Origin of the sequence: Thiohalobacter sp. COW1, from assembly GCF_016629505.1 — a bacterium.
Classification (GTDB): Bacteria; Pseudomonadota; Gammaproteobacteria; order Thiohalobacterales; family Thiohalobacteraceae; genus Thiohalobacter; species Thiohalobacter thiocyanaticus_A.
The window spans coordinates 3321401-3347431 of the sequence record NZ_AP024239.1; the positions used below are offsets into that span (position 1 = coordinate 3321401).

At 66.0% G+C, this 26031-nt stretch carries 28 protein-coding genes; 26 read left to right on the forward strand and 2 right to left on the reverse strand.

What is annotated here, in order from left to right:
* Positions 1-16: 16 nt before the first annotated feature.
* The 13 genes from rplF to COW1_RS15825 all read left to right on the forward strand — a co-directional run bounded on the left by rplF (position 17) and on the right by COW1_RS15825 (position 7600).
* A complete protein-coding gene (rplF, locus tag COW1_RS15765; RefSeq protein WP_201344715.1) occupies positions 17-550 on the forward strand; it encodes a 50S ribosomal protein L6 in 534 nt (177 codons plus the stop codon).
* A 70-nt stretch (positions 551-620) separates the two neighbouring features.
* Entirely contained in the window at positions 621-974 is a 354-nt protein-coding gene (gene rplR, locus COW1_RS15770; RefSeq protein ID WP_172844335.1) for a 50S ribosomal protein L18, read from the forward strand.
* Between the two features lie 9 nt (positions 975-983).
* Positions 984-1490, forward strand: coding sequence for a 30S ribosomal protein S5 (rpsE, locus tag COW1_RS15775; RefSeq protein ID WP_201344716.1), 507 nt, complete (start codon positions 984-986; stop codon positions 1488-1490).
* 3 nt (positions 1491-1493) lie between these two features.
* On the forward strand, positions 1494-1679 hold the full coding sequence (gene rpmD / locus COW1_RS15780; protein ID WP_201344717.1) for a 50S ribosomal protein L30: 186 nt from the start codon (positions 1494-1496) through the stop codon (positions 1677-1679).
* Between the two features lies 1 nt (position 1680).
* Positions 1681-2115, forward strand: a complete 435-nt coding sequence (gene rplO / locus COW1_RS15785) for a 50S ribosomal protein L15 (RefSeq protein WP_096367083.1) — start codon at positions 1681-1683, stop codon at positions 2113-2115.
* A 37-nt stretch (positions 2116-2152) separates the two neighbouring features.
* Entirely contained in the window at positions 2153-3499 is a 1347-nt protein-coding gene (secY, locus tag COW1_RS15790) for a preprotein translocase subunit SecY (RefSeq protein WP_096367082.1), read from the forward strand.
* A 48-nt stretch (positions 3500-3547) separates the two neighbouring features.
* Entirely contained in the window at positions 3548-3661 is a 114-nt protein-coding gene (gene rpmJ, locus COW1_RS15795; protein WP_096367081.1) for a 50S ribosomal protein L36, read from the forward strand.
* A gap of 126 nt (positions 3662-3787) precedes the next feature.
* Positions 3788-4144: a 30S ribosomal protein S13 gene (gene rpsM, locus COW1_RS15800; protein WP_096367080.1), complete on the forward strand. Its 357-nt coding sequence runs from the start codon at positions 3788-3790 to the stop codon at positions 4142-4144.
* Positions 4145-4182: 38 nt separating this feature from the next.
* Positions 4183-4572 (forward strand): 30S ribosomal protein S11, encoded by a 390-nt coding sequence (gene rpsK, locus COW1_RS15805; RefSeq protein ID WP_096367079.1) that lies wholly within the window; start codon positions 4183-4185, stop codon positions 4570-4572.
* A 13-nt stretch (positions 4573-4585) separates the two neighbouring features.
* On the forward strand, positions 4586-5212 hold the full coding sequence (rpsD, locus tag COW1_RS15810) for a 30S ribosomal protein S4 (RefSeq protein ID WP_096367078.1): 627 nt from the start codon (positions 4586-4588) through the stop codon (positions 5210-5212).
* A 22-nt stretch (positions 5213-5234) separates the two neighbouring features.
* Positions 5235-6233: a DNA-directed RNA polymerase subunit alpha gene (rpoA, locus tag COW1_RS15815; RefSeq protein ID WP_096367077.1), complete on the forward strand. Its 999-nt coding sequence runs from the start codon at positions 5235-5237 to the stop codon at positions 6231-6233.
* 73 nt (positions 6234-6306) lie between these two features.
* Entirely contained in the window at positions 6307-6702 is a 396-nt protein-coding gene (rplQ, locus tag COW1_RS15820; protein WP_096367076.1) for a 50S ribosomal protein L17, read from the forward strand.
* Between the two features lie 163 nt (positions 6703-6865).
* Complete coding sequence (locus COW1_RS15825) at positions 6866-7600, forward strand: S-adenosyl-l-methionine hydroxide adenosyltransferase family protein (RefSeq protein ID WP_201346124.1); 735 nt, start codon at positions 6866-6868, stop codon at positions 7598-7600.
* 276 nt (positions 7601-7876) lie between these two features.
* Here COW1_RS15825 and uvrA read toward each other — a convergent pair whose 3' ends face one another.
* Positions 7877-10720, reverse strand: coding sequence for an excinuclease ABC subunit UvrA (gene uvrA, locus COW1_RS15830; protein WP_201344719.1), 2844 nt, complete (start codon positions 10718-10720; stop codon positions 7877-7879).
* A gap of 74 nt (positions 10721-10794) precedes the next feature.
* On the opposite strand from uvrA, the gene COW1_RS15835 reads away from it, so the two are divergent.
* Together COW1_RS15835 and ssb are read left to right on the forward strand one after the other, a co-directional pair.
* Entirely contained in the window at positions 10795-12195 is a 1401-nt protein-coding gene (locus tag COW1_RS15835) for an MFS transporter (RefSeq protein ID WP_370590872.1), read from the forward strand.
* Positions 12196-12299: 104 nt separating this feature from the next.
* A complete protein-coding gene (gene ssb / locus COW1_RS15840; protein WP_201344721.1) occupies positions 12300-12758 on the forward strand; it encodes a single-stranded DNA-binding protein in 459 nt (152 codons plus the stop codon).
* 109 nt (positions 12759-12867) lie between these two features.
* Here the strand turns inward: ssb and COW1_RS15845 are convergent, their stop codons facing one another.
* Positions 12868-13065, reverse strand: coding sequence for a hypothetical protein (locus COW1_RS15845; protein ID WP_096367072.1), 198 nt, complete (start codon positions 13063-13065; stop codon positions 12868-12870).
* A 381-nt stretch (positions 13066-13446) separates the two neighbouring features.
* Between COW1_RS15845 and mraZ the strand changes: the two genes are divergently transcribed.
* From mraZ to murC, 11 genes are all read left to right on the forward strand, one after another.
* Positions 13447-13899, forward strand: coding sequence for a division/cell wall cluster transcriptional repressor MraZ (mraZ, locus tag COW1_RS15850; RefSeq protein ID WP_096367071.1), 453 nt, complete (start codon positions 13447-13449; stop codon positions 13897-13899).
* Positions 13899-14828 carry a 16S rRNA (cytosine(1402)-N(4))-methyltransferase RsmH gene (rsmH, locus tag COW1_RS15855; protein WP_096367070.1) on the forward strand — a complete coding sequence of 310 codons (930 nt, stop codon included), beginning with the start codon at positions 13899-13901 and terminating at the stop codon, positions 14826-14828. Before mraZ ends, rsmH begins: the two co-directional genes overlap by 1 nt.
* Positions 14825-15085, forward strand: a complete 261-nt coding sequence (gene ftsL, locus COW1_RS15860) for a cell division protein FtsL (protein WP_096367069.1) — start codon at positions 14825-14827, stop codon at positions 15083-15085. The genes rsmH and ftsL overlap by 4 nt, the downstream gene beginning before the upstream one ends.
* Positions 15082-16815, forward strand: a complete 1734-nt coding sequence (locus tag COW1_RS15865; RefSeq protein WP_096367068.1) for a penicillin-binding protein 2 — start codon at positions 15082-15084, stop codon at positions 16813-16815. Before ftsL ends, COW1_RS15865 begins: the two co-directional genes overlap by 4 nt.
* The gene (locus COW1_RS15870) at positions 16812-18347 is read left to right on the forward strand and encodes a UDP-N-acetylmuramoyl-L-alanyl-D-glutamate--2,6-diaminopimelate ligase (protein WP_201344723.1); all 1536 of its coding nucleotides are present in this window, start codon (positions 16812-16814) and stop codon (positions 18345-18347) included. The genes COW1_RS15865 and COW1_RS15870 overlap by 4 nt, the downstream gene beginning before the upstream one ends.
* Positions 18344-19711: a UDP-N-acetylmuramoyl-tripeptide--D-alanyl-D-alanine ligase gene (murF, locus tag COW1_RS15875; protein ID WP_242466451.1), complete on the forward strand. Its 1368-nt coding sequence runs from the start codon at positions 18344-18346 to the stop codon at positions 19709-19711. Before COW1_RS15870 ends, murF begins: the two co-directional genes overlap by 4 nt.
* The gene (gene mraY / locus COW1_RS15880) at positions 19711-20793 is read left to right on the forward strand and encodes a phospho-N-acetylmuramoyl-pentapeptide-transferase (RefSeq protein ID WP_096367066.1); all 1083 of its coding nucleotides are present in this window, start codon (positions 19711-19713) and stop codon (positions 20791-20793) included. The genes murF and mraY overlap by 1 nt, the downstream gene beginning before the upstream one ends.
* A gap of 137 nt (positions 20794-20930) precedes the next feature.
* Positions 20931-22256, forward strand: a complete 1326-nt coding sequence (gene murD / locus COW1_RS15885) for a UDP-N-acetylmuramoyl-L-alanine--D-glutamate ligase (protein ID WP_096367065.1) — start codon at positions 20931-20933, stop codon at positions 22254-22256.
* Positions 22253-23473 (forward strand): putative lipid II flippase FtsW, encoded by a 1221-nt coding sequence (gene ftsW, locus COW1_RS15890; protein WP_096367064.1) that lies wholly within the window; start codon positions 22253-22255, stop codon positions 23471-23473. Before murD ends, ftsW begins: the two co-directional genes overlap by 4 nt.
* Positions 23470-24576, forward strand: a complete 1107-nt coding sequence (murG, locus tag COW1_RS15895) for an undecaprenyldiphospho-muramoylpentapeptide beta-N-acetylglucosaminyltransferase (protein WP_096367063.1) — start codon at positions 23470-23472, stop codon at positions 24574-24576. The genes ftsW and murG overlap by 4 nt, the downstream gene beginning before the upstream one ends.
* A complete protein-coding gene (gene murC / locus COW1_RS15900) occupies positions 24573-26027 on the forward strand; it encodes a UDP-N-acetylmuramate--L-alanine ligase (RefSeq protein ID WP_242466452.1) in 1455 nt (484 codons plus the stop codon). Before murG ends, murC begins: the two co-directional genes overlap by 4 nt.
* The last annotated feature ends 4 nt before the right edge of the window (positions 26028-26031 follow it).

The window sequence follows — 26031 nt, forward strand, 5'->3', positions numbered from 1 at the left end:
GGTAAGGCGCGCAGCTATGTCACGTATCGCAAAATATCCGATCCAGCTTCCCTCGGGCATCGAGTTCGAGATGACCGGACAGGCCGTGAAGGTAAAGGGTCCCAAGGGCGAGCTGAATTACAACATCCACGAGGATGTCGAGGTTACGCACGAGGACAACGTGCTGAGCTTCAAGCCGCGCAAGGAATCCAAGAAGGCCTGGGCTCAGGCCGGCACCACGCGTGCCAACATCAATAACATGCTGGTTGGCGTGAAGGATGGATTTGAGCGCAAGCTGGAGCTGGTCGGCGTCGGTTATCGCGCTCAGGCGCAGGGCAAGGTACTGAACCTCACCCTGGGCTTCTCGCACCCGATCAACTACGAGGTGCCCGAGGGGATCACCATCGAGACCCCGAGTCAGACCGAGGTCCTGGTCAAGGGCGTGGACAAGCAGGCCGTGGGTCAGGTTGCGGCAGAGATTCGCGGCTTCCGTCCGCCGGAGCCCTATAAGGGCAAGGGCGTGAAATATTCGGACGAGACGATCGTCCGCAAGGAAGCCAAGAAGAAATAAGTTGTAACGACAGAGGCAAGGCGGCGGTCGGAATCGTCGCTGGTGCAGAGAGGTTATCGAAATGGCAACACTGGACAAGAAGGCAGCGCGGCTGCGTCGTGCACGGCGTGCGCGCGCCAAGATACGCGAACTGGGCGATTACCGCCTGAGCGTTTACCGTACTCCACGCCACATCTACGCACAGGTCTTTGCTCCTGACGGCGACAAGGTCGTCGCCGCCGCATCGACCCTGGACAAGGCCCTACGTGCCGAGTTGGCCAAGACCGGCAATGCCACCGCGGCTACCGCCGTCGGCAAGGCGATCGCGGAGAAGGCCAGGGCAGCGGGCGTGACCAGGGTTGCTTTCGACCGTTCCGGTTACAAATATCACGGCCGAGTCAAGGCGCTGGCGGATGCCGCGCGGGAAGCCGGTCTCGAGTTTTAAGGGTGAATCATGGCGAGTGTAGACGCACAAGTACAGGGCGACGGACTGCAGGAAAAGCTGATTGCGGTCAACCGCGTGGCCAAGGTGGTCAAGGGCGGCCGGATTTTCGGTTTTTCCGCGCTGACCGTGGTCGGTGACGGCAACGGCAAGGTCGGCTTCGGCACCGGCAAGGCGCGCGAGGTTCCGGTGGCCATCCAGAAGGCCATGGAGAACGCCCGCAAGAACATGAAGTCCTATGCGCTCAATGAGGGCACTCTGTTCTATGCCGCCAAGGGCCGGCATGGTGCGGCCAAGGTGTACATGCAGCCGGCCTCCGACGGTACCGGTATCATCGCCGGTGGCGCCATGCGCGCCGTGCTGGAGGTGGTGGGCGTGCGCAACGTCCTGTCCAAGTGTGTCGGCAGCCGCAACCCGATCAATGTCGTGCGTGCGACCCTCAACGCCCTGGACAACATCAGTTCGCCGGAGGAGATCGCGGCCAAGCGCGGCAAGAAACTCGAAGAGATCCGGGGGTAAGTCATGGCGGAGAAGAAGCTCAAGGTCACCCTGGTCCGCAGCGTCGCGGGTCGACTCAGGAAACACAAGGCCTGTGTGGCAGGTCTTGGTCTGCGCCGCATCCGGCATAGTGTCGAAGTGCTGGACACGCCGGAGAACCGCGGGATGATCAACAAGGTCTCGTACCTGCTGCAAGTCGAGGAAGCCTGACATGCGACTGAATACCATCAAGCCCGGCGCGGGCAGCAAGCCCTCTCCAAAGCGTGTCGGTCGCGGCATCGGTTCGGGTCTGGGCAAGACCTGCGGCCGTGGCCACAAGGGTCAGAAGTCCCGCTCCGGCGGCTACAACAAGGTCGGTTTCGAAGGCGGCCAGATGCCGCTGCAGCGCCGCCTGCCCAAGGTCGGTTTCAAGTCCCGCGTCGGCCGGACCCGTGCCGAGGTGCGCCTGGACGAACTGGCCAAAATCGATGCCGACGTCATCGACCTGGCCGTGCTCAAGGCAGCCAGCGTGGTTGGCCAGCAGATCGACAAGGCCAAGGTCATCCTGTCGGGTGAACTGAACAAGGCCGTGACGCTGAAGGGCGTGGCCGTGACCAAGGGGGCCCGTGCCGCCATCGAGGCTGCCGGCGGGAAGGTCGAAGACTAGTGCTGCCGGTCACGAATATTCGTAGCCGGAGGCACTGATGGCCGCACCGGGCGCTACATTAGCGGGATCGCTGGGAGATATCGGCAAACTCCGGGAGCTGCGCCAGCGCATCTTCTTCGTGCTCGGCGCGCTGATCGTCTATCGGCTGGGCGCCCATATCCCGGTGCCCGGCATCGATCCGGTCATCCTGAAGCAGCTGGCCGATCAGCAGAGCGGCACCATCCTGGACATGTTCAACATGTTCTCAGGCGGTGCCCTGATGCGCTTCACCATCTTCGCGCTCGGGATCATGCCCTACATCTCGGCATCGATCATCATCCAGCTGCTGAGCTACACGGTGCCGGCGCTGGAGAAGATCAAGAAGGAAGGTGAGGCCGGACGGCGCAGGATCACCCAGTACACGCGCTATGCGACCCTGGGGCTGGCGACGGTACAGGCCATCGGCATATCGGTCGGTCTGATGAACAGCCAGGAAGGGCTGGTCATCAATCCCGGGCCGGCCTTCGTGATGACCGCGGTGATTACCCTGGTCACGGGGACCATGTTCCTGATGTGGCTGGGTGAGCAGATCACCGAGCGCGGCATCGGCAACGGAATATCGATCATCATCTTCGCCGGTATCGTGGCCGGCCTGCCGGCGGCCATCGGCGGTACGCTGGAACTGGCCCGCACCGGTGAGATGAACGTGCTGACGATCCTGTTCCTGTTCGTCATGGCGCTGGCGGTCACCGCCTTTGTCGTGTTCGTGGAACGGGGCCAGCGTCGGATCACGGTGAACTATGCGCGTCGTCAGCAGGGCCGCAAGGTCTATGCGGCGCAGAGCACGCATCTGCCGCTGAAGCTGAACATGGCCGGTGTCATACCGCCCATCTTCGCCTCCAGCATCATCCTGTTCCCGGCCACGCTGGGCAGCTGGTTCGGACAGAGCGAAGGCATGCGCTGGCTGTCGGATATCGCCGCGACCCTGTCACCGGGGCAGCCGCTGTACGTCATGCTGTATGCGCTGGCGATCATTTTCTTCTGCTTCTTCTATACCGCGCTGGTGTTCAATGCGCGGGAGACGGCAGACAACCTGAAGAAGTCGGGCGCCTTCATTCCGGGCATCCGGCCGGGCGAGCAGACCGCGCGTTACATCGATAATGTCATGACTCGGTTGACGCTGGTGGGCGCGGGCTATATCACGCTGGTGTGTCTGTTGCCCGAGTTCCTGATCCTGTACTGGAACGTGCCTTTCTATTTCGGCGGCACGTCCCTGCTGATCATCGTGATCGTGGTGATGGACTTCATGGCGCAGGTCCAGGCGCACCTGATGTCGCACCAGTACGAGGGGCTGATGAAGAAGGCCAACCTCAAGGGGCACGGTCGCAGCGGACTGCTGCGCTAGTTTGGATATTCGGCGAACCGTATCGCCATCATTTGATTGGGTGATGTCATGAAAGTCAGAGCATCTGTGAAAAAGATCTGTCGTAACTGCAAGATCATCCGCCGCAACGGTGTGGTGCGCGTGATCTGCTCCGACGCCCGGCACAAGCAGCGCCAGGGCTGAGCCGGTACAGCGACCGGTACTGGAGCCGGGCGCAGACGCGTCCGGCGATTGATTTTTTGTTCATTGCAAGATAGTCTTACGCGTTTCCCGTGACCGGGGCGTAAGTACGTGTAGCAGGAGAGGCTGATGGCCCGTATTGCAGGCATAAACATTCCCGTGCAGAAACATGCGGTTATAGCGCTGACCTCGATCTATGGCGTGGGCCGGACGCGGGCCAGGCAGATCTGCGACGCCGCGGGCGTCGCCCACGACCGCAAGATCCGGGATCTGGACGACGGCGAGATCGAGGCCCTGCGCGCCGAGGTCGGAAAGTTCGCTGTCGAGGGTGATCTCCGCCGTGAAATTTCTATGAATATCAAACGTTTGATGGATCTTGGCTGCTATCGCGGCCTGCGCCATCGGCGCGGGTTGCCGCTGCGGGGTCAGCGCACCCGGACCAATGCCCGTACCCGCAAGGGTCCGCGCCGTCCGATTCGTCGTTAATATCAGTTAGTTACTGAATTCCAGGGTTAAATACAGCTATGGCTAAACCGGCAGCACGCCCCCGTAAGAAGGTGAAGAAGAATGTGGTCGACGGCGTCGCCCACATCCAGGCTTCGTTCAACAACACCATCGTGACCATCTCAGACCGCCAGGGCAACGCCCTGTGCTGGGCCACGGCCGGGGGTTCCGGCTTCCGCGGCTCGCGCAAGAGCACACCCTTCGCCGCCCAGGTGGCGGCCGAGCGTGCCGGCAAGGTGGCCCTGGAATACGGGATGAAGAATCTGGATGTCATGGTCAAGGGCCCGGGCCCGGGACGTGATTCCGCTGTGCGTGCCCTGCACGGGGTGGGATTCAAGATCACCAACATTCAGGACGTGACGCCGATTCCGCACAACGGCTGCCGTCCGCCCAAGAAACGTCGCGTCTGAGCGGGGAGTCGACATGGCCAAGTACGTAGGATCCAAATGCCGCCAGTGCCGCCGCGAGGGCACCAAGCTGTTCCTCAAGGGCGAGAAGTGCTACACCAGCAAGTGCCCGGTGGAGAACCGTCCGTTCCCGCCCGGCCAGCATGGCCAGCGCCGCACCCGCCTGTCGGATTATGCACTGCAGCTGCGCGAGAAGCAGAAGCTGCGTCGTATCTACGGTGTTCTGGAAAAGCAGTTCCGCAGCTATTACAAGGAAGCCGCCCGCCGCAAGGGCTCGACCGGTGACAACCTGTTGCAGCTGCTGGAATCGCGGCTCGACAACATCGTCTACCGTATGGGCTTTGCCGCCTCACGCAGCGAAGCGCGTCAGCTGGTGCGCCACAACGGCATCACCGTCAATGGCAGGAAGATGAACATCCCTTCCGCCCAGATCAGCCCCAATGACATCATCGGGCTGTCGGAGAAGGCGCGCGGACAGTCCCGGGTGCAGGCCGCAATCGAGCTGGCGCAGCAGCGTGGATTTGCCGACTGGATCGATGTCGATCCCAAGAAGATGGAAGGCGTGTTCAAGGCCGCACCGGAACGTGGCGAACTGCCGTCGGATATCCAGGAACAGCTGGTCGTCGAGCTGTACTCCAAGTAATCCATAGGAGAGAGGAAATTCCATGCAGGGCAGTGTTACTGAATTCCTGAAACCCCGCATCGTTGACATCCAGCAGGTCAACGATCTTCGCGCCAAGGTCACGATCGAGCCGCTCGAGCGTGGTTTTGGACATACACTGGGTAACGCCCTGCGTCGTATCCTGTTGTCCTCCATGCCGGGTGCTGCTGTCACCCAGGTCGAGATCGACGGCGTGCTGCATGAGTACTCCACCATGGAGGGCGTGCAGGAAGACGTGATCGATATCATGTTGAACCTGAAGAACCTGGCCATCCGTCTGCACAATCGCGACGAGGCCAGCCTGAGCCTGAAGAAGAAGGGTCCGGGCCCGGTGACGGCCGGCGACATCACGCTTGATCACGATGTCGAGATCGTCAACCCGGATTATGTCATCGCCCACCTGACCCAGTCCGGTGAGCTGAACATGATGCTCAAGGTCAGCAAGGGCCGCGGCTACGTGCCCGCCAATGCCCGCATCGGTGTGGACGAGGATCGTCCGATCGGCAATCTGCAGCTGGATGCCAGCTTCAGTCCGGTCAACAAGGTCAGCTATACCGTCGACAGCGCCCGCGTGGAGCAGCGCACCGACCTGGACAAGCTGATCATCGACATCGAGACCAACGGCACCATCGATCCGGAAGAGGCCATCCGCCGCGCCGCGACCATCCTCCAGGATCAGCTGTCGGTGTTCGTGGACCTGCAGGGCAAGGAAGAGGAGCAGAAGGAGTCGGTTGCCCCCGATATCGATCCGATCCTGCTGCGTCCGGTTGACGATCTGGAACTGACCGTGCGTTCGGCCAACTGCCTGAAGGCCGAGAGCATCTACTACATCGGCGATCTGATCCAGAAGACCGAGGTGGAACTGCTCAAGGCACCGAACCTGGGCAAGAAGTCACTCACCGAGATCAAGGATGTGCTGGCTTCCCACGGCCTGTCCCTGGGCATGCGCCTGGACAACTGGCCGCCGCCGGGGCTGCGGGACAAGGATCGCGCGACCGCCTGACGCGGTGCCGATTGTATTATTGACCGGGCGCGGACTGCCGCGCCCGTATTTTCGGGATCTGAGGTAACGACCAATGCGACATCGCAAGAGTGGACGCCAGTTAAACCGCAACAGTTCGCATCGCAAGGCCATGTTCCGCAACATGGCGGCGTCGCTGCTGCGCCATGAAGTCATCACCACCACCCTGCCCAAGGCCAAGGAACTGCGCCGGGTGGCCGAGCCGCTGATCACCATGGCCAAGAACGATTCGGTGCACCAGCGCCGGCTGGCCTTCTCCCGCCTGCGTGACCGCGAGGTGGTGACCAAGCTGTTCGACGAACTGGGCCCGCGTTACCAGGCCCGTCCCGGCGGTTACCTGCGCATCCTCAAGATGGGCTACCGGGCCGGCGACTCCGCGCCCATGGCGCTGGTCGAGTTGGTCGATCGTCCCGAGACCGCTGCCGAGGAAGGCACCGAGGCTGCCGAATAGCCTTGCCGTCTGCGTGCACAGAAAAGCCGGGCCTGCCCCGGCTTTTTTTGCGTCTGAAGGAAATGCATGAGCAACGAGACGGGATGCAGGCAAAGCATCGTCTCCCCGCATGCACTCCATGCAGACTTGTCTCCTGTATCCTGCCTCTTGTATCTTGACCCTGGTGATCATCCTCTTCACCGACTTCGGCCTGGAAGACCCCTACATCGGTCAGATGCAGGCCGTGCTCCATCGCGACGCACCCGGCGTCCCGCAGGTCAACCTGTTCGCCAAGGCGCCGAACTTCGACCCCCATGCCGGTGCCTATCTGCTGGCGGCCTACGCTGATGAATTCCCCGTCGACACAGTGTTTCTGGCCGTGGTGGATCCCGGCGTGGGCGGCGACCGCCGGCCCTGTGTGGTCCGGGCTGACGGACGCTGGTTCATCGGGCCGGACAATGGTCTGTTCAACGTGGTCGCCATGCGGGCGCAGGCCCTGGAATGGTGGGATATCGACTGGCACCCGGCGCGGCTGTCGGCCAGCTTTCACGGTCGTGACCTGTTCGCGCCGGTGGCGGCCCGGATCGCCACCGGGGCAGCGGTGCCCGGGGTGGCGGTTGCTCCCGAAGAGCGTATCCAGCCGGGATGGCCGCCGGAACTGGCGCAGGTGATCTATATCGATCATTACGGCAACGCCATGACCGGTATCCGTGCGGCCAGTCTGGAAGGGGATGTGGAACTGGAGGTGGGGGTCCACCGCCTGCGCCGGGCCGAGACCTTCAGTGCCGTCGCGGCGGGTGAGGCCTTCTGGTACGAGAACGCCAACGGCCTGGTCGAGATCGCGGTCAACCAGGGCCATGCCGCCACCCGGCTCGGCCTGAGCCTGGGCGACCGGGTGCACTTCAGCGGGCGGCTGTAGCAAACGTAAGTGGCAGTAACGCAGAGGACGCAAAGCCGCAGAGGCGCAAAGTCGAATATCTTGTCGGGATTATGTAAATCTCAGGCAGGCCTTCCCGTCATCCCGGCGCAGGCCGGAATCCATAACCACGACGGTATCTGGATTCCGCCCTACCTGGGAATGGTCCCACCAAACGAAACAATCACAACGAACTAATCATTAATACACTCTGCGTCTCTGCGTCTCTGCGTCTCTGCGTCTCTGCGTCTCTGCGCCTTTGCGTCCTCTGCGTTTCCGTCACGCACGTTCAGAAGACCCCGCCTCCAGCAGCGGCCGCAGGAACCGCCCCGTATGTGAATCCGCATGGGCCGCCACCGTCTCCGGTGTACCCTCCACGATCAGTTCGCCGCCCTTGTCGCCGCCCTCCGGCCCCAGGTCGATGACCCAGTCGGCGGTCTTGATCACGTCCAGATTGTGCTCGATCACGATCACGGTATTGCCGTGGTCGCGCAGCCGGTGCAGCACGGCCAGCAGCTGCTCGATGTCATAGAAGTGCAGGCCGGTGGTGGGCTCGTCCAGGATGTAGAGGGTCTTGCCGGTATCCCGCTTGGACAGCTCCCGCGCCAGCTTCACCCGCTGCGCCTCGCCGCCGGACAGGGTGGTGGCGTTCTGGCCCAGCCTGATGTACGACAGTCCGACATCCATCAGGGTCTGCAGCTTGCGCTTGAGCGCCGGTACCGCGCTGAAGAAGGACAGGGCATCCTCCACCGTCAACTCCAGTACCTCGTGGATGGTCCTGCCCTTGTAGCGGATCTCCAGGGTCTCGCGGTTGTAGCGCTTGCCGTGACAGACGTCGCAGGGCACATAAATGTCGGGCAGGAAGTGCATTTCCACCTTGATCACGCCGTCGCCCTGGCAGGCCTCGCAGCGCCCGCCCTTGACGTTGAAGCTGAAGCGGCCGCTCTTGTAGCCGCGCGAGCGTGCCTCCTGGGTGCCGGCGAACAGTTCGCGGATGGGCGTGAACAGGCCGGTGTAGGTGGCCGGGTTGGAGCGGGGCGTGCGGCCGATCGGACTCTGGTCGATGTCGACCACCTTGTCGAAGTGCTCCAGGCCCTCGATGGCGCGGTGCGGTGCCGGACTGGTGGCGGCCTTGTTCAGCTCGCGCGCGGCGAAGGGATAGAGGGTATCGTTGATGAGCGTCGACTTGCCGGAGCCGGACACGCCGGTGATGCAGGTCATCAGCCCCACCGGGATGTCGATGTCCACGCCCTTGAGGTTGTTGCCGGTCGCACCCAGCACCCGCAGCATGCGCAGTTCGTTCACCGGGGTGCGCTGCTTGGGGACTGCGATCCGACGCGTGCCCGAGAGATACTGACCGGTGAGCGAGTCGGGGTTGGCCATGATATCGGCCGGTGTGCCCTGGGCGACGATATGGCCGCCGTGGATGCCGGCGCCCGGGCCCATGTCGAGCACATGATCGGCGCTCATGATGGCCTCCTCGTCGTGCTCGACCACGATGACGGTATTGCCCAGATCACGCAGGTAGTCGAGCGTGTTGAGCAGCCGCTGGTTGTCGCGCTGGTGCAGGCCGATGGAGGGTTCATCCAGGATGTACATCACCCCCACCAGGCCGGCGCCGATCTGACTGGCCAGGCGGATGCGCTGGGCTTCGCCGCCGGAGAGGGTGTCGGCGCTGCGTTCCAGCGACAGGTAGTCCAGGCCGACATTGACCAGGAAACTCAGGCGTTGGTTGATCTCCTTGAGGATCTTGACCGCGATCCTGCCGCGACGACCTTCAAGCGTGAGCGTGCCGAAGAATTCCAGCGCCCGTCCGACCGGAAGCGCGGTCAGTTCGGGCAGGGTGCGGCCTTCGATGAACACGTGCCGGGCCGCGCGGTTCAGGCGAGTGCCGCCGCACTCGGGGCAGGCGCGGGTGCTCAGATACCGGGCCAGTTCCTCGCGCACGATGTTGGATTCGGTCTCGCGGTAGCGCCGGTCCATGTTGGGGATGATGCCCTCGAAGGTGTGCCGGCGGACGGTGAAGCCCTTGCGCTCGGACAGGTACTCGAAGTCGATCTCTTCATCCCCCGAGCCGTGAAGGATCACCGCGCGCGTCGCCTCCGGCAGTTCCTCGAACGGGGTGTCGATGTCGAAGCCGTAGTGATCGGCCAGCGAACTGATGAGCTGGAAGTAATAGGCATTGCGCCGGTCCCAGCCGCGCACCGCGCCGCCGGCCAGACTCAGATGCGGATGGGCCACGATGCGTTCGGGATCGAAGAACTGCTTCACACCCAGGCCGTCGCAGGCCGGGCAGGCGCCGGCCGGGTTGTTGAAGGAGAACAGCCGCGGTTCCAGCTCGGTGATGGAGTAGCCGCACAGCGGACAGGCGAAGCGGGCCGAGAACAGCAGCGGTTCGCGCTGCGGGTCGTCCATGAAGGCGACCCGCACCTGGCCGTCGGACAGCCGCAGCGCGGTTTCGAAGGATTCGGCCAGGCGTATCTGGATGTCCGCGCGCACCTTGAGCCGGTCGACCACGGCTTCGATGGTGTGCTGGCGCTTGAGGTCGAGCGTCGGGAGCTGGTCCAGTTCGACGATTTCACCGTCGATGCGGGCGCGGATGAAACCCTGGGCACGCAGCCCTTCCAGTACGTGGACATGCTCGCCCTTGCGCGCCTGCACCACCGGCGCGAGCAGCATCAGCCGGGTGCCCTCGGGCAGGGCCATGACCTGGTCCACCATCTGGCTCACGGTCTGGGCATCCAGTGCGATGCGGTGCTCGGGGCACTCGGGCACGCCCACGCGTGCGTACAGCAGCCGCAGGTAGTCGTAGATCTCGGTGATGGTGCCCACGGTGGAGCGCGGATTGTGCGAGGTGGTCTTCTGCTCGATGGAGATGGCCGGCGACAGTCCCTCGATGTGGTCGATGTCGGGCTTTTCCATCATCGACAGGAACTGGCGGGCGTAGGCCGACAGCGATTCCACATAGCGGCGCTGGCCCTCGGCGTAGATGGTGTCGAAGGCCAGTGAGGACTTGCCCGAGCCGGACAGGCCGGTGATGACGATCAGGCGGTCGCGGGGCAACTCCAGGTCGATGTTGGCCAGGTTGTGGGTGCGGGCGCCGCGTATCCGAATGGTGTCCATGCCGTTTTCCGCCGTAAATCGAACCTGTTACTATACGTCGCTTCCCCGGTCCTCGGCAAAAGGTGATTCGGCGCGTGGCAGACGGCCCCGAGCAGCATGCGAACATGACCCGCGGCGAGCGTCGCGCGGCGGTCTCGCTGGCGGGCATCTTCGCCATGCGCATGCTGGGGCTGTTCATGATCCTGCCGGTGTTCGCCCTCTATGCCGACGACTACACCGGCGCCACCCCGGGGCTGATCGGCCTGGCCATCGGCGCCTACGGCTTCACCCAGGCCCTGCTGCAGATCCCCTTCGGGCTGCTGTCCGACCGGTTCGGGCGCAAGCGTATCATCGCCATCGGACTGCTGCTGTTCGCCCTGGGCAGCCTGGTGGCCGCGCTGGCCGACAGCATCTGGGGCGTGATCCTGGGCCGCGCCCTGCAGGGCGCGGGGGCGATCGCCGCGGCGGTCATGGCCCTGGCGGCGGATCTGACCCGGGAGGAGCACCGCACCAAGGCCATGGCCGTGATCGGCATGAGCATCGGCCTGTCCTTCGCCCTGGCCCTGGTGCTGGGCCCCTGGCTGGGCCACTGGATCGGCCTGTCCGGCATCTTCTGGCTGACCGCGGTCCTGGCGCTGTCCGGCCTGGTCATCCTGCGCTGGTCCGTGCCCAGCCCCGCACTGAGCCGGCCGCACCGCGACGCCCAGCCGGTTCCGGCTCAGTTCCTGGCCGTACTGCGCGACGCCCGCCTGCTGCGGCTGGATTTCGGCATTCTGGCCCTGCATCTGATCCTGACCGCCAGCTTCGTCAGCCTCCCGCTGGTGCTGCGCGACAGCCTGGGGCTGGCCCCGGACCGCCACGCCTGGCTCTACCTGCCGGTGCTGGTGCTGTCGGTGGCGGTGATGATTCCCTTCATCATCCAGGCCGAGAAGCAGCAGCGCATGAAACCGGTGTTCCTCGCCGCCATCGTGATGGTGCTGGCGGGCGAACTGGCGCTGGTCCAGTGGCAGGGACAGCTGGCCGGGGTGGTGCTGGCGCTGTTCGTGTTCTACGTGGGCTTCAATATCCTGGAGGCGACCCTGCCGTCGCTGATCTCCAAGACCGCCCCGGCCGACAGCAAGGGGACGGCCATGGGCTTCTATTCCAGTTCCCAGTTTCTCGGCGCCTTCCTGGGCGGGGCGCTGGGCGGGGTCCTGCACGGCCGCTTCGGCGCAACCGGGGTCTTCCTGGGCTGCGCCCTGATCGCACTGGTGTGGCTGGCCGTGGCGGCGGGGATGGAGCGTCCGCGCTATCTGGCCAGCCGGCTGGTCGGCGTCGGCCGACTCACACCGCCCCAGGCCGGGATGCTGGCCCGGGAACTCGGACGGGTCCCGGGCGTGGTCGAGGCGGTGGTTGTCGCCGAGGACGAGACGGCCTATCTGAAGGTGGATCCGCGCGCCCTGGACGAGGCCGCGCTGGAGACGCTGGTCGGTCGCCCGGCTCCAGCCGGGCAGTGAGACGGACGCCGCCGGGGGGGATTTGCCGGCGCCGGCGAATCCCCCTATGATGGGCAGCTTGCAGTACCCCTCAGGGCAACTCAGCACAGTCAGGAGAAATCGGCATGGCGCGCGGCATCAACAAGGTGATTCTGGTCGGCAACCTGGGCAAGGATCCCGAGGTCCGGTACATGCCCAGCGGCGGGGCCGTGGCCAATGTCACCCTTGCCACCTCGGATCAGTGGAAGGACAAGCAGACCGGCGAGCAGCGCGAGCGCACCGAATGGCACAATGTGGTCTTCTACCAGCGCCTGGCCGAGATCGTCGGCGAGTATCTGAAGAAGGGTTCCCAGGTCTATGTCGAGGGCAGCCTGCGCACCCGCAAGTGGCAGGACAAGAACGGCAATGATCGCTACACCACCGAGATCATCGCCTCCGAGATGCAGATGCTGGGCGGTCGCGGCGGCGGTGGTGGCGGCAGCGCCAACTACAACAGCAATCGGGCGCCTGCGGCGGCCGAGAGCCAGGGCGGCGGCGGCAGCGGCGGCTTCGACGAGGGCTTCGACGACGATATCCCGTTCTGAGCAGACGGGATGGGTGGCGCCAAACGCAGCCCATCACTGCCTGCTATGACGATGATCTTTGGCCTGGGTTGGTTGCGGCGTCAGCACCTCCACCCATGCCGCCTCGGTCTCAGAATCCCGACTCCCGTATCGCCGCCAGTTCGCGGCGCTTTTGCAGCAGCAGGGCATCGTAGGCCTGACTGAGCGCCCGTTCATAGGCGCAGTCTCCGTCCAGTCCCACGGTCCTCAGGCGCCGCTCCAGCTGGGCGATCTCCAGGCGCAGTTCCTGCGGGCAGGGCCGGTGGAGCGGTGCAGCAGTCGCTTTCATATCTCATTTCTCCAGTCGCGTTTTTTGCAGCCTAGCCCGCCCATGTGACCGCAGGATGACAGCCTCGCGCAGCTGCGGGGTGGGATTTTCCTCGCCCGGAACACCGATCCCGATTTATCGAATCCCAAGGTTTTCTCAGGCTGAACCTGGCTCAACCTCAATGGTTTTATAAGGTTATATATATAACCAGCTGATTGTTATGAGGAACGTCCGATCGTATCGTTGTCTTCCCCGATGAACCCATAAATAATTGAAATATATTGAGGAATTTCTCGCGTTTTTTCCTGAATTCGCTTGACGCCTTCAGCTTCCCTACCTATAGTGTCGAAAAGTGGGAAGAAGTGGTAGAAAGTGGAAAAAAAGGGATAACAGGGGGAATTCTTGGCCAAGTCGGGGGGCAACACCGTCAACCTGGATGCCAAGGGCCGTTTGGCTCTGCCAACGCGCTATCGCCAGGAACTGACGGACAGCTGTGAAGGCCGGATGGTGCTGACCATCCACGGCGACGGCTGCCTGCTGCTTTACCCTGCCCCGGAATGGGAAGAGATCGAGCGCAAGCTGATCCGGCTCCCCAACCAGAACCCCGCTATCCGCCGTCTCCAGCGCATGCTGCTCGGTCATGCCACCGAGGTCGAGATGGACAGTCATGGCCGTATCCTCCTGCCGCCGCGCTTGCGCGAGTTCGCCAACCTGGACAAGAAGGTAGTGCTTGCCTCGCTGGTCAACAAGTTTGAGATCTGGAACGAAGAGGCCTGGGAAGAGAATCTGCGGCACTGGATCGACGACGGCGGAGCGGAGTCGGTTCCGGAAGCACTCGACAATCTGAGTCTCTAGTGGCTGCGGGTGCCGCTCATCATCCGGTGCTGCTGCAGGAAGTGCTGGAGGCGCTGGCCGTACGCGCGGATGGCATCTATGTCGATGCCACCTTCGGCCGGGGCGGACACGCCGCGGCCATTCTCGCACGGTTGGGGCCCGAAGGCAGGCTCTATGCCATGGACCGGGACCCGGAGGCGATCGCCGCGGCGCAGCGCTTCGAGCAGGATCGGCGGTTTCATATCACCAGAGGATCATTCGCCATGCTGGGCGCGATGGCACAGGCAGCGGGGATCGAAGGCAGGGTCAGCGGTGTGCTGCTCGACCTCGGGGTCTCCTCGCCGCAACTCGACGATGCCCGGCGCGGCTTCAGTTTCCTCGGTGACGGTCCCCTGGACATGCGCATGGATCCGGAACAGGGCCTGAGTGCAGCCGACTGGCTCAATCAGGCCTCCGAGCAGGAGATCGTGCGGGTGTTGAAGGTGTATGGCGAGGAGCGCTTCGCCCGGCGCATTGCCCGCGCGGTGCTGGCCGCACGCCAGGAGGCGCCCATCACCCGCACCGGCCGCCTGGCCGAAATCATTGCCGCCGCGGTGCCCAAGCGCGAGCCCGGCAGGCATCCGGCCACCCGCAGTTTTCAGGCCATCCGCATCCATGTGAACCGCGAACTGGAAGAGTTGGAGACGGTGCTGCCGCAGGCGGTGGACCTGCTCGCCCCGGGCGGGCGTTTGGCGGTGATCAGTTTTCACTCCCTGGAGGACCGCCTGGTCAAACGCTTCATGCGCAGGGAGTGCAAGGGCGAGGAGCTGCCGCTGGACCTGCCGGTCACCGGCACGAGCCAGGGCCGCCTGCGCCTGGTCGGCAAGGCGCGCCATGCCGGTGAGGCAGAGGTGCAGGCCAATCCCCGGGCGCGCAGTGCCGTACTGCGGGTCGCGGAGCGGTTGCAGTGAAGCTGCTGCTCGCATTGCTGCTGGCTGGCGTGATCGCTTCCGGTATCGGCGTGGTCTATGCGCGCCACCAGAGCCGGGCCCTGTTCGTGCAGCTGCAGTCACTGCTGAGCGAACGGGATGCGTTGAACATCGAATGGGGGCAGCTGCAGCTCGAGCAGAGCACCCTGGCCACCCATGGCCGGATCGAGCGACTGGCAACCGAGCGGCTGGAGATGCATGTGCCGGCCCACGACGAAATCATCCTGGTGAAGCCATGACGACGCCAAGCATTGCAGACAGGCAGCAGTACCGCCATTACCTGGTGCTGGCGGCGTTCGGTTTCGGCCTGCTGGCCCTGCTGTGGCGGGTGGTGGACCTGCAGTGGTTCGATCGCGGCTTCCTGCAGGGGCAGGCCGATGCCCGGCACCTGCGCACGGTCTCGCTGCCGGCGCACCGGGGCATGATCACCGACCGCAACGGCGAGCCGCTGGCGGTCAGCACCCCGGTGGACTCGGTCTGGGCCAATCCCCAGGAGCTGGTGCCGGCGCGGGAATACCTGCAGGCACTGGCCAAGATCCTGGAACTGGACATCGACTATCTGCAGCGACTGCTGGGACGGCGCGCCGACCGTGAATTCGTCTACCTGCGCCGGCACGTGCCGCCGGCCACGGCCGCCCAGGTCAGGGCGCTGGATGCTCCCGGTGTCTATCTGCAGCGCGAGTACCGTCGCTACTACCCGGACGGGGAGGTGGTGGCGCATCTCATCGGCTTTACCGATATCGACGACCGCGGCCAGGAAGGGCTGGAGCTGGCCTATGACGATTGGCTCAGCGGCGCCGACGGCGCCAAGCGGGTGCTCAAGGACGGCCGTCACCACGTGATTGCCGACGTGGAGTTGATTCGCCCGGCCAGTCCCGGTCGGGATCTGCGTCTGAGTATCGATCGGCGCATTCAATATCAGGCCTATCGTGAATTGAAGAGCGCGGTGCAGCGTCACCGTGCCAGTTCGGGCTCGGTGGTGGTGCTGGATGCCGTCACCGGCGAGGTGCTGGCGATGGTCAACCAGCCTTCGTTCAACCCCAACAACCGTCATGCCATCCAGCCCGGCGCGGTGCGCAACCGGGCCGTGACCGACGTGCTCGAGCCGGGCTCGACCATGAAGCCCTTCACCATCGCCGCCGCCCTGCAGAGCGGACAGTATGATATCGGCAGTACGGTGAATACCGCGCCCGGCTATTACCGGGTCGGTAGCAATACGGTGCGTGATGAGCACGACAACGGCCGGCTCGACCTGGCCGGCATCATCCGCAAGTCCAGTAATGTCGGTGCCAGCAAGATTGCCCTGTCGCTCGATCCCGAGCAGCTGTGGCGGGTCTACAGCGGCGCCGGCTTCGGTACCAGCGTCGGCACCGGCTTTCCCGGCGAGGTCTCCGGCGTGCTGGCCAGCCATCACCGTTGGCAGAAGATCGAGCAGGCCACGCTCGCCTTCGGTTACGGTATCTCGGTCACGCCGCTGCAGCTGGCGCGCGCCTACGGCCTGCTGGCCAACGAAGGCAGGCTGCTGCCGGTCAGTTTCCTGCATCAGGACGAGTTGCCGCGCGGGCGTTCGGTGCTGGATCCGGCCGTGGTGCGCTCGGTGCGGCGCATGATGGAGGCGGTCGTCAGCAACCAGGGCACCGCGCCGCTGGCCCGGGTGCCCGGCTACCGGGTCGCCGGCAAGACCGGCACGGTGCACAAGGCCACGGCCGGCGGCTATGCCGAGGACCGTTACAACGCCCTGTTCGTCGGCATGGCCCCGGCCTCGGATCCGCGCCTGGTGGTGGCGGTCGTGATCAACGACCCGCGCGGCGAGGACTATTTCGGCGGCAAGGTGGCCGGACCGGTGTTCTCGCGGGTCATGTCCGGCGCCCTGCGCTTGCTGAATCTGCCGCCGGATGCCGAACCGGCGCCGCGGCAGCAGACGCCGGCGCCGCTGCTGCGCCAGGCCGCGGCGGGAGGTCCGGCATGATGACCGCCGAGGCGCTGCATCCGGGGATGTCGCTGTCCGGGCTGCTGGCCGGTCTGGCGCCGGTCGCGCCGGCCCAGGATGTGACCGTGACCGGGCTGGCGCTGGACAGCCGCCGGGTCCGGCCCGGGGATCTGTTCTTCGCCCTGGCCGGTGTACATCAGCACGGGGTGCGGCATGTGGCCGAGGCCAGCCGCCGCGGGGCCGTGGCCGTGTGCTGGGAGCCCGACGAGGAGATCGACGAGACTGCCCCCGAACTGCAGGGTCTGAACCTGCCGGTGGTGGCCGTGCCCGGTCTGGGGACGCAGGTCTCGGCCATTGCCGGCCGTTTCTACGGCCACCCCTCGCGCGACCTCTACACCGTGGGCGTGACCGGCACCGACGGCAAGACCTCCTGCACCCATTTCATCGCCCAGGCCCTGCATGGCCCGGGGCGCGCCTGCGGCCTGATCGGCACCCTCGGCGCCGGCCTGTTCGATGCCCTGGACCCGGCCACCCATACCACGCCCGATCCGGTCAGCCTGCAGGCGATCCTGGCCGGGATGCGTGATCAGGGCGCACGGGCGGTGGTGATGGAGGTCTCCTCCCACGCCCTGGATCAGGTCCGTGCCGGCGGGGTGCATTTCGACGTGGCCGTGCTGACCCATGTCAGCCGCGATCACCTGGATTATCACGGCAGCGAGGGCGCCTACCGTGACGCCAAGCGCCGGCTGTTCCGCTTCCCCTCGCTGCGTCTGGCCGTACTCAATGCCGACGACGACCTGGGCCGGGAACTGCTGGCCGCCGACGCGCTGGCCTGCCCGGTCTGCGCCTACGCACTGGAAGCGACCGAACTGGCGCGCCGCAGCGAGCGCTTCGTGGTCGCCGAACGGGTCGAGACGGCGCGCACCGGTCTGCAACTGCAGATCCTCACCCACCAGGGGGCGGTCGAACTGCGCTCCGGTCTGCTCGGCCGTTTCAACGCGGCCAACCTGCTGGCCGCTCTGGCCGTGCTGCTGGACCACGGCCTGTCTCCGGCAGAGGCCGCGCAGCGGCTGGCGGGTGTGACCACCGTCCCCGGTCGCATGGAAGCGCTGGGCGGCAGCGGCGGCCGGCCGCTGGTGGTGATCGACTATGCCCATACCCCGCGTGCGCTGGAACAGGTACTGCTGGCGCTGCGCGAACACTGTGCCGGGCACCTCTGGTGCATCTTCGGCGCCGGCGGCGAGCGCGACCCGGGCAAGCGGCCGCTGATGGGTGCGGCGGTCGAGCGTCTGGCCGACTACGTCATGCTGACCACCGACAACCCGCGCCACGAGGACCCGACCCAGATCATCGTGGATATCCTCGGCGGTACCGCCGATCCGGATGCCTGCTACATCCAGCCCGACCGGGCGCGTGCCATTGCGCATGTGCTGGAACTGGCGCGGCCTGACGACGTGGTACTGATCGCCGGCAAGGGACACGAGGACTATCAACTCATTGGCGAGCGGAGACTGCATTTCAGTGACCGCGAAGTCGTGCAGAGGTGGTTCGAGTCCGGGAGGCAGTCATGATTGCCATGGCGCTGTCCGAAGCGGCGCAGGTCGTGCGGGGACGGCTGCAGGGCGCGGATACGCGTTTCGCCGGCCTGAGCACCGACAGCCGCGGCCTGGAGCGCGGCAACCTGTTCGTGGCGCTGGCGGGTGAGCGTTTCGACGGCCACGACTATCTCGATCAGGCCGCGGCCGGCGGTGCTGCGGGCGCGCTGGTCAGCACGGCGGTGACGGAACTGCTGCCCTGCATCCGGGTGACCGATACCCGGCTGGCGCTGGGTGGACTGGCCGCGGCCTGGCGCGCGCGTTTCGATATCCCGCTGGTGGCGGTCACCGGCAGCAACGGCAAGACCACGGTCAAGGAGATGCTGGCCGCCATCCTGGGCATGAAACATCAGGTGCTGGCCACCCGCGGCAACCTCAACAACGATATCGGCGTGCCCCTGACCCTGGGTCGGCTGGACGCCGTGCATACGGCCGCCGTGATCGAAATGGGCGCCAACCATCCGGGCGAGATCGCTTACCTCACCGGCCTGGCCCGGCCGACGGTCGCGCTGATCACCAATGCCGGACCCGCCCATCTGGAGGGGTTCGGCAGCCTGGAAGGCGTGGCGCGGGCCAAGGCCGAGATCTATGACGGGCTGGGTCCCGAAGGTCTGGCCGTGGTCAACCGCGACGATGCCTTCGCCGACTACTGGCTGATGCGACTGCAGGGCCGGCGGATCATGACCTTCGGGCTGGAGATGCAAGCCGATGTCAGCGCCGAAGTGTCGCCGCATGAATCGGGCCAGCGGCTGGTTCTGCGCACCCCGGCCGGCAGCATCGAGGTCGAACTGGCGCTGCCGGGGCGGCACAACGCCATGAACGCCCTGGCCGCCGTCGCTGCCGCCCTGGGGGCGGGCGCCTCGCTGGCGGCGGTGCAGTCCGGGCTGCAGAGTCTGCGTCCGGTCGGCGGCCGGCTGCAGATCCACCGCTGCGCCGATGACATCGGCGTGATCGACGACACCTACAATGCCAACCCCGGCTCGGTGCAAGCCGCTCTGGCGGTGCTCGGGCAGCTGTCCGGGGAGCGCTGGCTGGTACTGGGCGACATGGGTGAACTGGGCGGCGAGAGCCGCCAGCTGCATCGGGATATCGGCGCCCGTGCGGCCGCGGCCGGCTGCGATCGGCTGTTCACCCTGGGGGGTGACGCCGCGTCCGCCGCCGAGGCCTTCACCGGGCCGGCGGCGCATTTCGATGATTTCGAGTCCCTGCAGTCCGCACTCGAGGCGCAGCTGCATCCCGGGGTGCAGGTGCTGGTCAAGGGTTCGCGCAGCATGCGCATGGAGCGGGTGGTCCAGGCCCTGCTGGTGCGGTTGCAGCCACGGCCGGGAGGGCGTCACTGATGCTGCTCTGGCTGGCCGAATTCCTGACCCGGTATCACACCGGGTTCAATGTATTCCAGTATCTGACACTGCGCGCCATCCTGGGCGTGCTGACCGCGCTGCTGTTCTGCTTCGTCACCGGTCCCTGGATGATCCGGCGCCTGGGCCAGTATCAGATCGGTCAGCAGGTGCGCGACGACGGCCCGCAGTCGCACCTGAGCAAGGCCGGTACGCCGACCATGGGCGGTGCCCTGATCCTGTTCGCCATCAGCTTCGCTACTTTGCTGTGGGCCGATCTCGGCAACCGCTATGTCTGGGTGGTGCTGCTGGGTACGCTTGCCTTCGGCGCCATCGGCTGGGTGGATGACTACAAGAAGCTGGTGCTGAAGAATTCCCGCGGTCTGCCGGCGCGCTGGAAGTACTTCTGGCAGTCGCTGTTCGCACTGATCATCGCCGGCGTGCTGTTCTATACCGCCCAGGCCCCGGTCGAGACCCAGTTGATCGTGCCCTTCTTCAAGGGGGTGGCCATCGAGCTGGGGGCGCTGTACTTCGTGCTGGTCTATTTCGTCGTGGTCGGTTCCAGCAACGCCGTGAATCTCACCGACGGACTGGACGGGCTGGCCATCCTGCCGACGGTGATGATCGCCGGGGCGCTCGCGGTGTTCGCCTACGCGACCGGCAATGTGCGCTTCGCCGAATACCTCGGCATCCCCTACGTGCGTGACGTGGGCGAGATCATCATCTTCGCCGGCGCCATCGTCGGCGCCGGGCTGGGCTTTCTCTGGTACAACGCCTATCCCGCCCAGGTCTTCATGGGCGACGTGGGCGCCCTGGCGCTCGGAGCCGCGCTGGGGCTGATGGCGGTGCTGGTGCGTCAGGAACTGGTGTATCTGGTCATGGCGGGCGTGTTCGTGATGGAGACCCTCTCCGTCATCCTGCAGGTGGCCTCGTTCAAGCTCACCGGACGGCGCATCTTCCGCATGGCGCCGCTGCATCATCATTTCGAACTGAAGGGCTGGCCGGAGCCGCGCGTGATCGTGCGCTTCTGGATCGTGACCGTGATCCTGGTCCTGATCGGGCTGGCTACGCTGAAGATCCGTTGAGGGGGAAAGGGATGGATTTGCGCATACAGATGAAGATCGTGGGCCTGACCTTTCTGTTGATGTCCCTGTTATGGCTGGTTCTGTGACGCGAACGGGTGATGACACTGGCGCTGATGACAATGGATGCTGAACGGGCAATGGCAGGTAAGGTGCTGGTAGTCGGCTGCGGCCGCACCGGATTGTCCTGTGCGCGTTACCTGGCGCGCCAGGGCCGCCAGGTGGCGGTGACCGATTCCCGGTCCGAACCGCCCTGCCTGCAGGCCATGCACGATGAGTTGCCGGATGTGGCCCTGTTCCTCGGCGGCTTTGATGCCGACGCCTTCGCCCATGCCGAGCAGATCGTGGTCAGCCCCGGCGTGCCGCTGTCGCATCCACTGATCGCGGAAGCGCGCAGCCGCGGCGTGGAAGTCATCGGTGACATCGAGTTGTTCGCCCGGGCGGCACGGGCGCCGGTGATCGCCATCACCGGTTCCAATGGCAAGAGTACGGTGACCACCCTGGTGCATGAGATGGCGCGCGCCGCCGGTCGCCGGGTGCGGGCCGGCGCCAACCTGGGCACCCCGGCGCTGGACCTGATCGAGGATCCGGAGCCGGAGTTGTACGTGCTCGAATTATCCAGCTTCCAGCTCGAATCGGTCGACAGCCTGGCACCCGCGGCCGCAGCGGTGCTCAACATCAGCCCCGATCACCTGGACCGTTATTCCGGCCTGGATGCCTATGCCGCCGCCAAGGCCCGCATCTATCGCAACGCCGCTATGCAGGTGGTGAACCTGGACGACCCGGTGGCCTGTTCCCTGGCCGACGTCAACCGGCCGCGGTTGGGTTTCACGCTGGATGCCCCGGGGCCGGAGGACTTCGGCCTGCGCGAGCGCGACGGCCGGTTATGGCTGTGTCGGGACGGGGAGGACTGGCTGGCGGCCGACGAGTTGAAGCTGGTCGGCCGCCACAATCTGGCCAACGCCCTGGCCGCGTTGGCGCTGGGCGCGGCCATCGATCTGCCGCGGGCTGCCATGCTGGAAGCGCTGCGCGGCTTCGGCGGTCTGGCGCACCGCACCCAGTGGGTGGGTGGGCGCGACGGCGTGGACTGGTACAACGATTCCAAGGCCACCAATATCGGCGCCACCCTGGCGGCCATTGCCGGCTTCGACCGGCCGCTGGTGCTGATCGCCGGTGGTCAGGGCAAGGGGGCGGACTTCAGCCTGCTGCATCCGGTGTTGTGCCAGCGCGCCCGCGCCGTGGTGCTGCTGGGCGAGGCCGCCGGCGAGATCGAGGCCGCGCTGGACGGTTGCGTGCCGGTGCGCCGGGTCGAATCGATGGAGGCCGCCGTGGCCGCCGCCGCCGGCATTGCCCGTCCCGGCGATGCCGTACTGCTGTCGCCGGCCTGCGCCAGCCAGGATATGTTCGTCGATTACCAGGACCGGGGCGAGCGCTTCAGCGCCGCGGTGCGGGAGCGGCTGCAATGACCGCGCTGCTCGCACGCCTGGGCTGGGTCCGCAACGGCCAGGGACTGCGTTGTCCGCGCCTGGATCCCGGCCTGCTGCTGGTCACCGCTGCGCTGATGGGGCTGGGACTGGTGATGGTGGCTTCGGCCTCCGTCACCCCCGCGGACCGGGAACTGCAGCAGCCCTTCTATTATGTGCTGCGCCAGGCCGCCTACATGGGGGTGGGTCTGCTCGCCGCCGCGGCCGCCTTCGGCATCCGCCTGAGTCTGTGGTCGCGCTTCGGGATGGTTGCCCTGTTCCTGGCCCTGGGGCTGCTGGTGCTGGTGCTCATCCCCGGTGTGGGCAAGACGGTCAACGGCAGCACCCGCTGGATCGGGGTCGGGCCGGTCAATCTGCAGGTGTCCGAACCGGCCAAACTCCTGGTACTGATCTACCTGGCCAGCTATCTGGTGCGTCGGGCCGAGGAGGTGCGCGAGCAGTTCAGCGGCTTCTTCAAGCCCATGTTGATGCTGGGCCTGGTGGCCACGCTGCTGCTGGCCCAGCCGGACTTCGGCGCCATGGTGGTGCTGGTGGTCACGGCCCTGACCATGATGTTCCTGGCCGGGGTGCGGTTGTGGCAGTTCGGTGCCCTGGTGGCCCTGGCCGGCGGGGCGTTCGCCCTGCTGGCGGTGTCCTCGCCCTATCGCATGGCGCGCCTGACCGCCTTCCTCGACCCCTTCGCCGATCCCTTCAACAGCGGCTACCAGCTGACCCAGTCGCTGATCGCCATCGGTCGCGGTGAATGGTTCGGGGTCGGCCTGGGGGCGAGCGTGCAGAAACTGTTCTACCTGCCTGAAGCCCACACCGACTTCCTGTTCGCCATCCTGGCCGAGGAACTGGGCATGTTCGGTGTGCTGCTGGTGTTGGCAGGGTTTGCCTTCCTGGTCTGGCGCGCCTTCGCCATCGCCGCCGTGGCGCAGCAGGCCGACGAACCGTTTGCCGCTTATCTCGCCTATGGCATCGGCACCCTGATCGGACTGCAGGCCCTGATCAACATGGGCGTGAACATGGGGTTGCTGCCGACCAAAGGCCTGACCCTGCCGCTGATGAGCTACGGCGGCAGCAGTCTGCTGGTGATGTGCGTGGCCATCGGTCTGCTGCTGCGTATCGACTACGAGACCCGCTGTTCGGTGCACAACATCAACAATGACCGCCGCCGGCCGCGCCGGCGCGGCACGGGCCGGGAGCGACGCGCATGAACGCGGTGACGGCACAGGCGCCCGTGCTGGTGATGGCCGGCGGTACCGGTGGACACGTCTACCCGGCACTGGCCGTGGCCGACGAACTGAGCCGCCGCGAGGTGCCGGTGGTGTGGTTGGGCACGCGCAAGGGGCTGGAGGCCCGGGTGGTGCCGGCGGCCGGCTATCCGGTCGAGTGGATCGAGGTCAGCGGGCTGCGCGGCAAGGGCGTGACCAGACTGCTGCTTGCGCCGCTGATGCTGGCGCATGCCCTGTACCAGGCCTGGCGGGTGATGCGCCGGGTGCGGCCGCGGGCCGTGCTGGGCATGGGCGGTTTTGTCACCGGGCCGGGCGGGGTGATGGCCTGGCTCAATCGCCGGCCTCTGGTCATCCATGAACAGAATTCCGTGGCCGGGCTGACCAACCGCCTGCTGGCACCGCTGGCGGCACGGGTACTGGTGGCCTTCCCCGACAGCTTCGGTGCGAAGCGGTCGGTGCGGCAGGTGGGCAATCCGGTGCGCGAGACGATCGCGAATCTGCCGCTGCCGGAGACGCGCTTTGCCGCGCGCAGCGACGAACCTGTCCATCTGCTGGTGCTCGGCGGCAGTCTGGGCGCGGCCGCGCTCAACCGCACCGTGCCTGCCGCAATCGCAGAAATGGCCGCGGAGGCGCGGCCGGTGATCCGGCATCAGGCGGGCAGCCGCGATATCGAAGGGGCGCGCCGGGCCTATGTCGAGGCCGGCGTCGAGGCCGAGGTGCAGCCCTTCATCGAGGACATGGCGCGGGCCTATGCCTGGGCCGATCTGGTGATCTGCCGGGCCGGGGCGCTGACCGTGGCCGAACTGGCCGCCGCCGGCGTGGGCGCGATCCTGGTGCCCTATCCGCACGCGGTCGACGATCACCAGACCGGCAATGCGCGCTACCTCAGCGAGGCCGGTGCCGGCGTGCTGGTGCAGCAGACGGAACTGAGCGCTGAGCGCCTGCAGACCCTGCTGAAGGAACTGCTGAACGACCGTCAACGACTGCTGGGCATGGCGCGCGCCGCGCGCGGCCTGGCCCTGCCGGACGCCGCGCGCGCGGTGGCCGACAGCTGCCTGGAACCGGCGGCGGGGAGGGCGGCATGATCGATACGCGCAGCCTGAGCGCAGGGCAACCCCAGGGCATGGGCCGGGTGCGCCGGGTGCATTTCGTCGGCATCGGCGGCGCCGGCATGAGCGGTATCGCCGAGGTGATGCTCAACCTGGGCTACGAGGTGCAGGGCTCGGACCTGCGCAGCAATCCGGTGACCCAGCGGCTGCAGGCGCTGGGAGCGACCGTCTTCGCCGGCCATGACCCGGCGCAGGTGGCCGGGGTGGATGTGCTGGTGGTCTCCAGCGCCGTGACCGAGGCCAACCCCGAGGTCGGTGCCGCGCGCGAGCAGCATATCCCGGTGGTGCCGCGTGCGGAGATGCTGGCCGAACTGATGCGTTTCCGCTACGGCATCGCCGTGGCCGGCACCCACGGCAAGACCACCACCACCAGTCTGGTGGCCAGCCTGCTGGCCGAGGGGGACCTGGATCCCACTTATGTGATAGGCGGCAAGCTCAACAGCGCCGACGGCCACGCCCGCCTCGGTACCGGCCGCTATCTGGTGGCCGAGGCGGACGAGTCCGATGCCTCCTTCCTCTATCTGCAGCCGATGATCGGTATCGTGACCAATATCGACGCCGATCACCTGGAGACCTATGGCGGCGATTTCAGCCGGCTGCGTCAGACCTTCGTCGAATTCCTGCATCACCTGCCCTTCTATGGTCTGGCGGTGCTGTGTCTGGACGATGCCGGGGTGCGCGCCATCCTGCCCGAGGTCACCCGGCCGTTCCGCACCTACTCGATCGATTCCGCCGAGGCGGATCTGTATACCCGCGGCCTGGAACAGCGTGGCCTGCAGATGCATTTCAGTCTGCACCGCAAGGGCCGGGACGATGCCCTGCCGGTGGTGCTGAACCTGCCGGGGCGGCATAACGTACTCAACGCGCTGGCCGCGGTCATGGTAGCCGACGAGCTGGGGCTGCCGGATGCGGCCATTCAGGCCGGTCTGCGCAATTTCACCGGCATCGCCCGGCGCAGCCAGTACCACGGCGAACTGCGCAGCCCCGCCGGGCCGGTGCTGCTGGTCGACGACTACGGCCATCATCCCAGCGAGATCAGCGCCACCCTGACCGCGATCAAGGCCGGTTGGCCCGAGCGGCGGCTGGTGGTGGTGTTCCAGCCGCACCGCTACACCCGCACCCGCGACCTGTTCGAGGACTTCACCCAGGCCCTGTCCCAGGCCGATGTGCTGCTGCTGTGCGAGGTCTATGCCGCTGGCGAGGCACCCATTGCCGGCGCCGACGGCCGGGCCCTGTGTCGTGCAGTGCGCGCCCGCGGCAAGGTCGATCCGGTGTTTGTCGAGCAGGTGGAGCTGGTGCCCGAGGTGCTGGCCGGTGTTCTGGCGGCGGGCGATGTGGTGCTCACCCTGGGGGCGGGGGATATCGGCACGGTGCCGGCGCGGCTGGAAGCGCTGTGGCCGGTCGCAGACGCGGAGACGGGGAGGTAGGCGG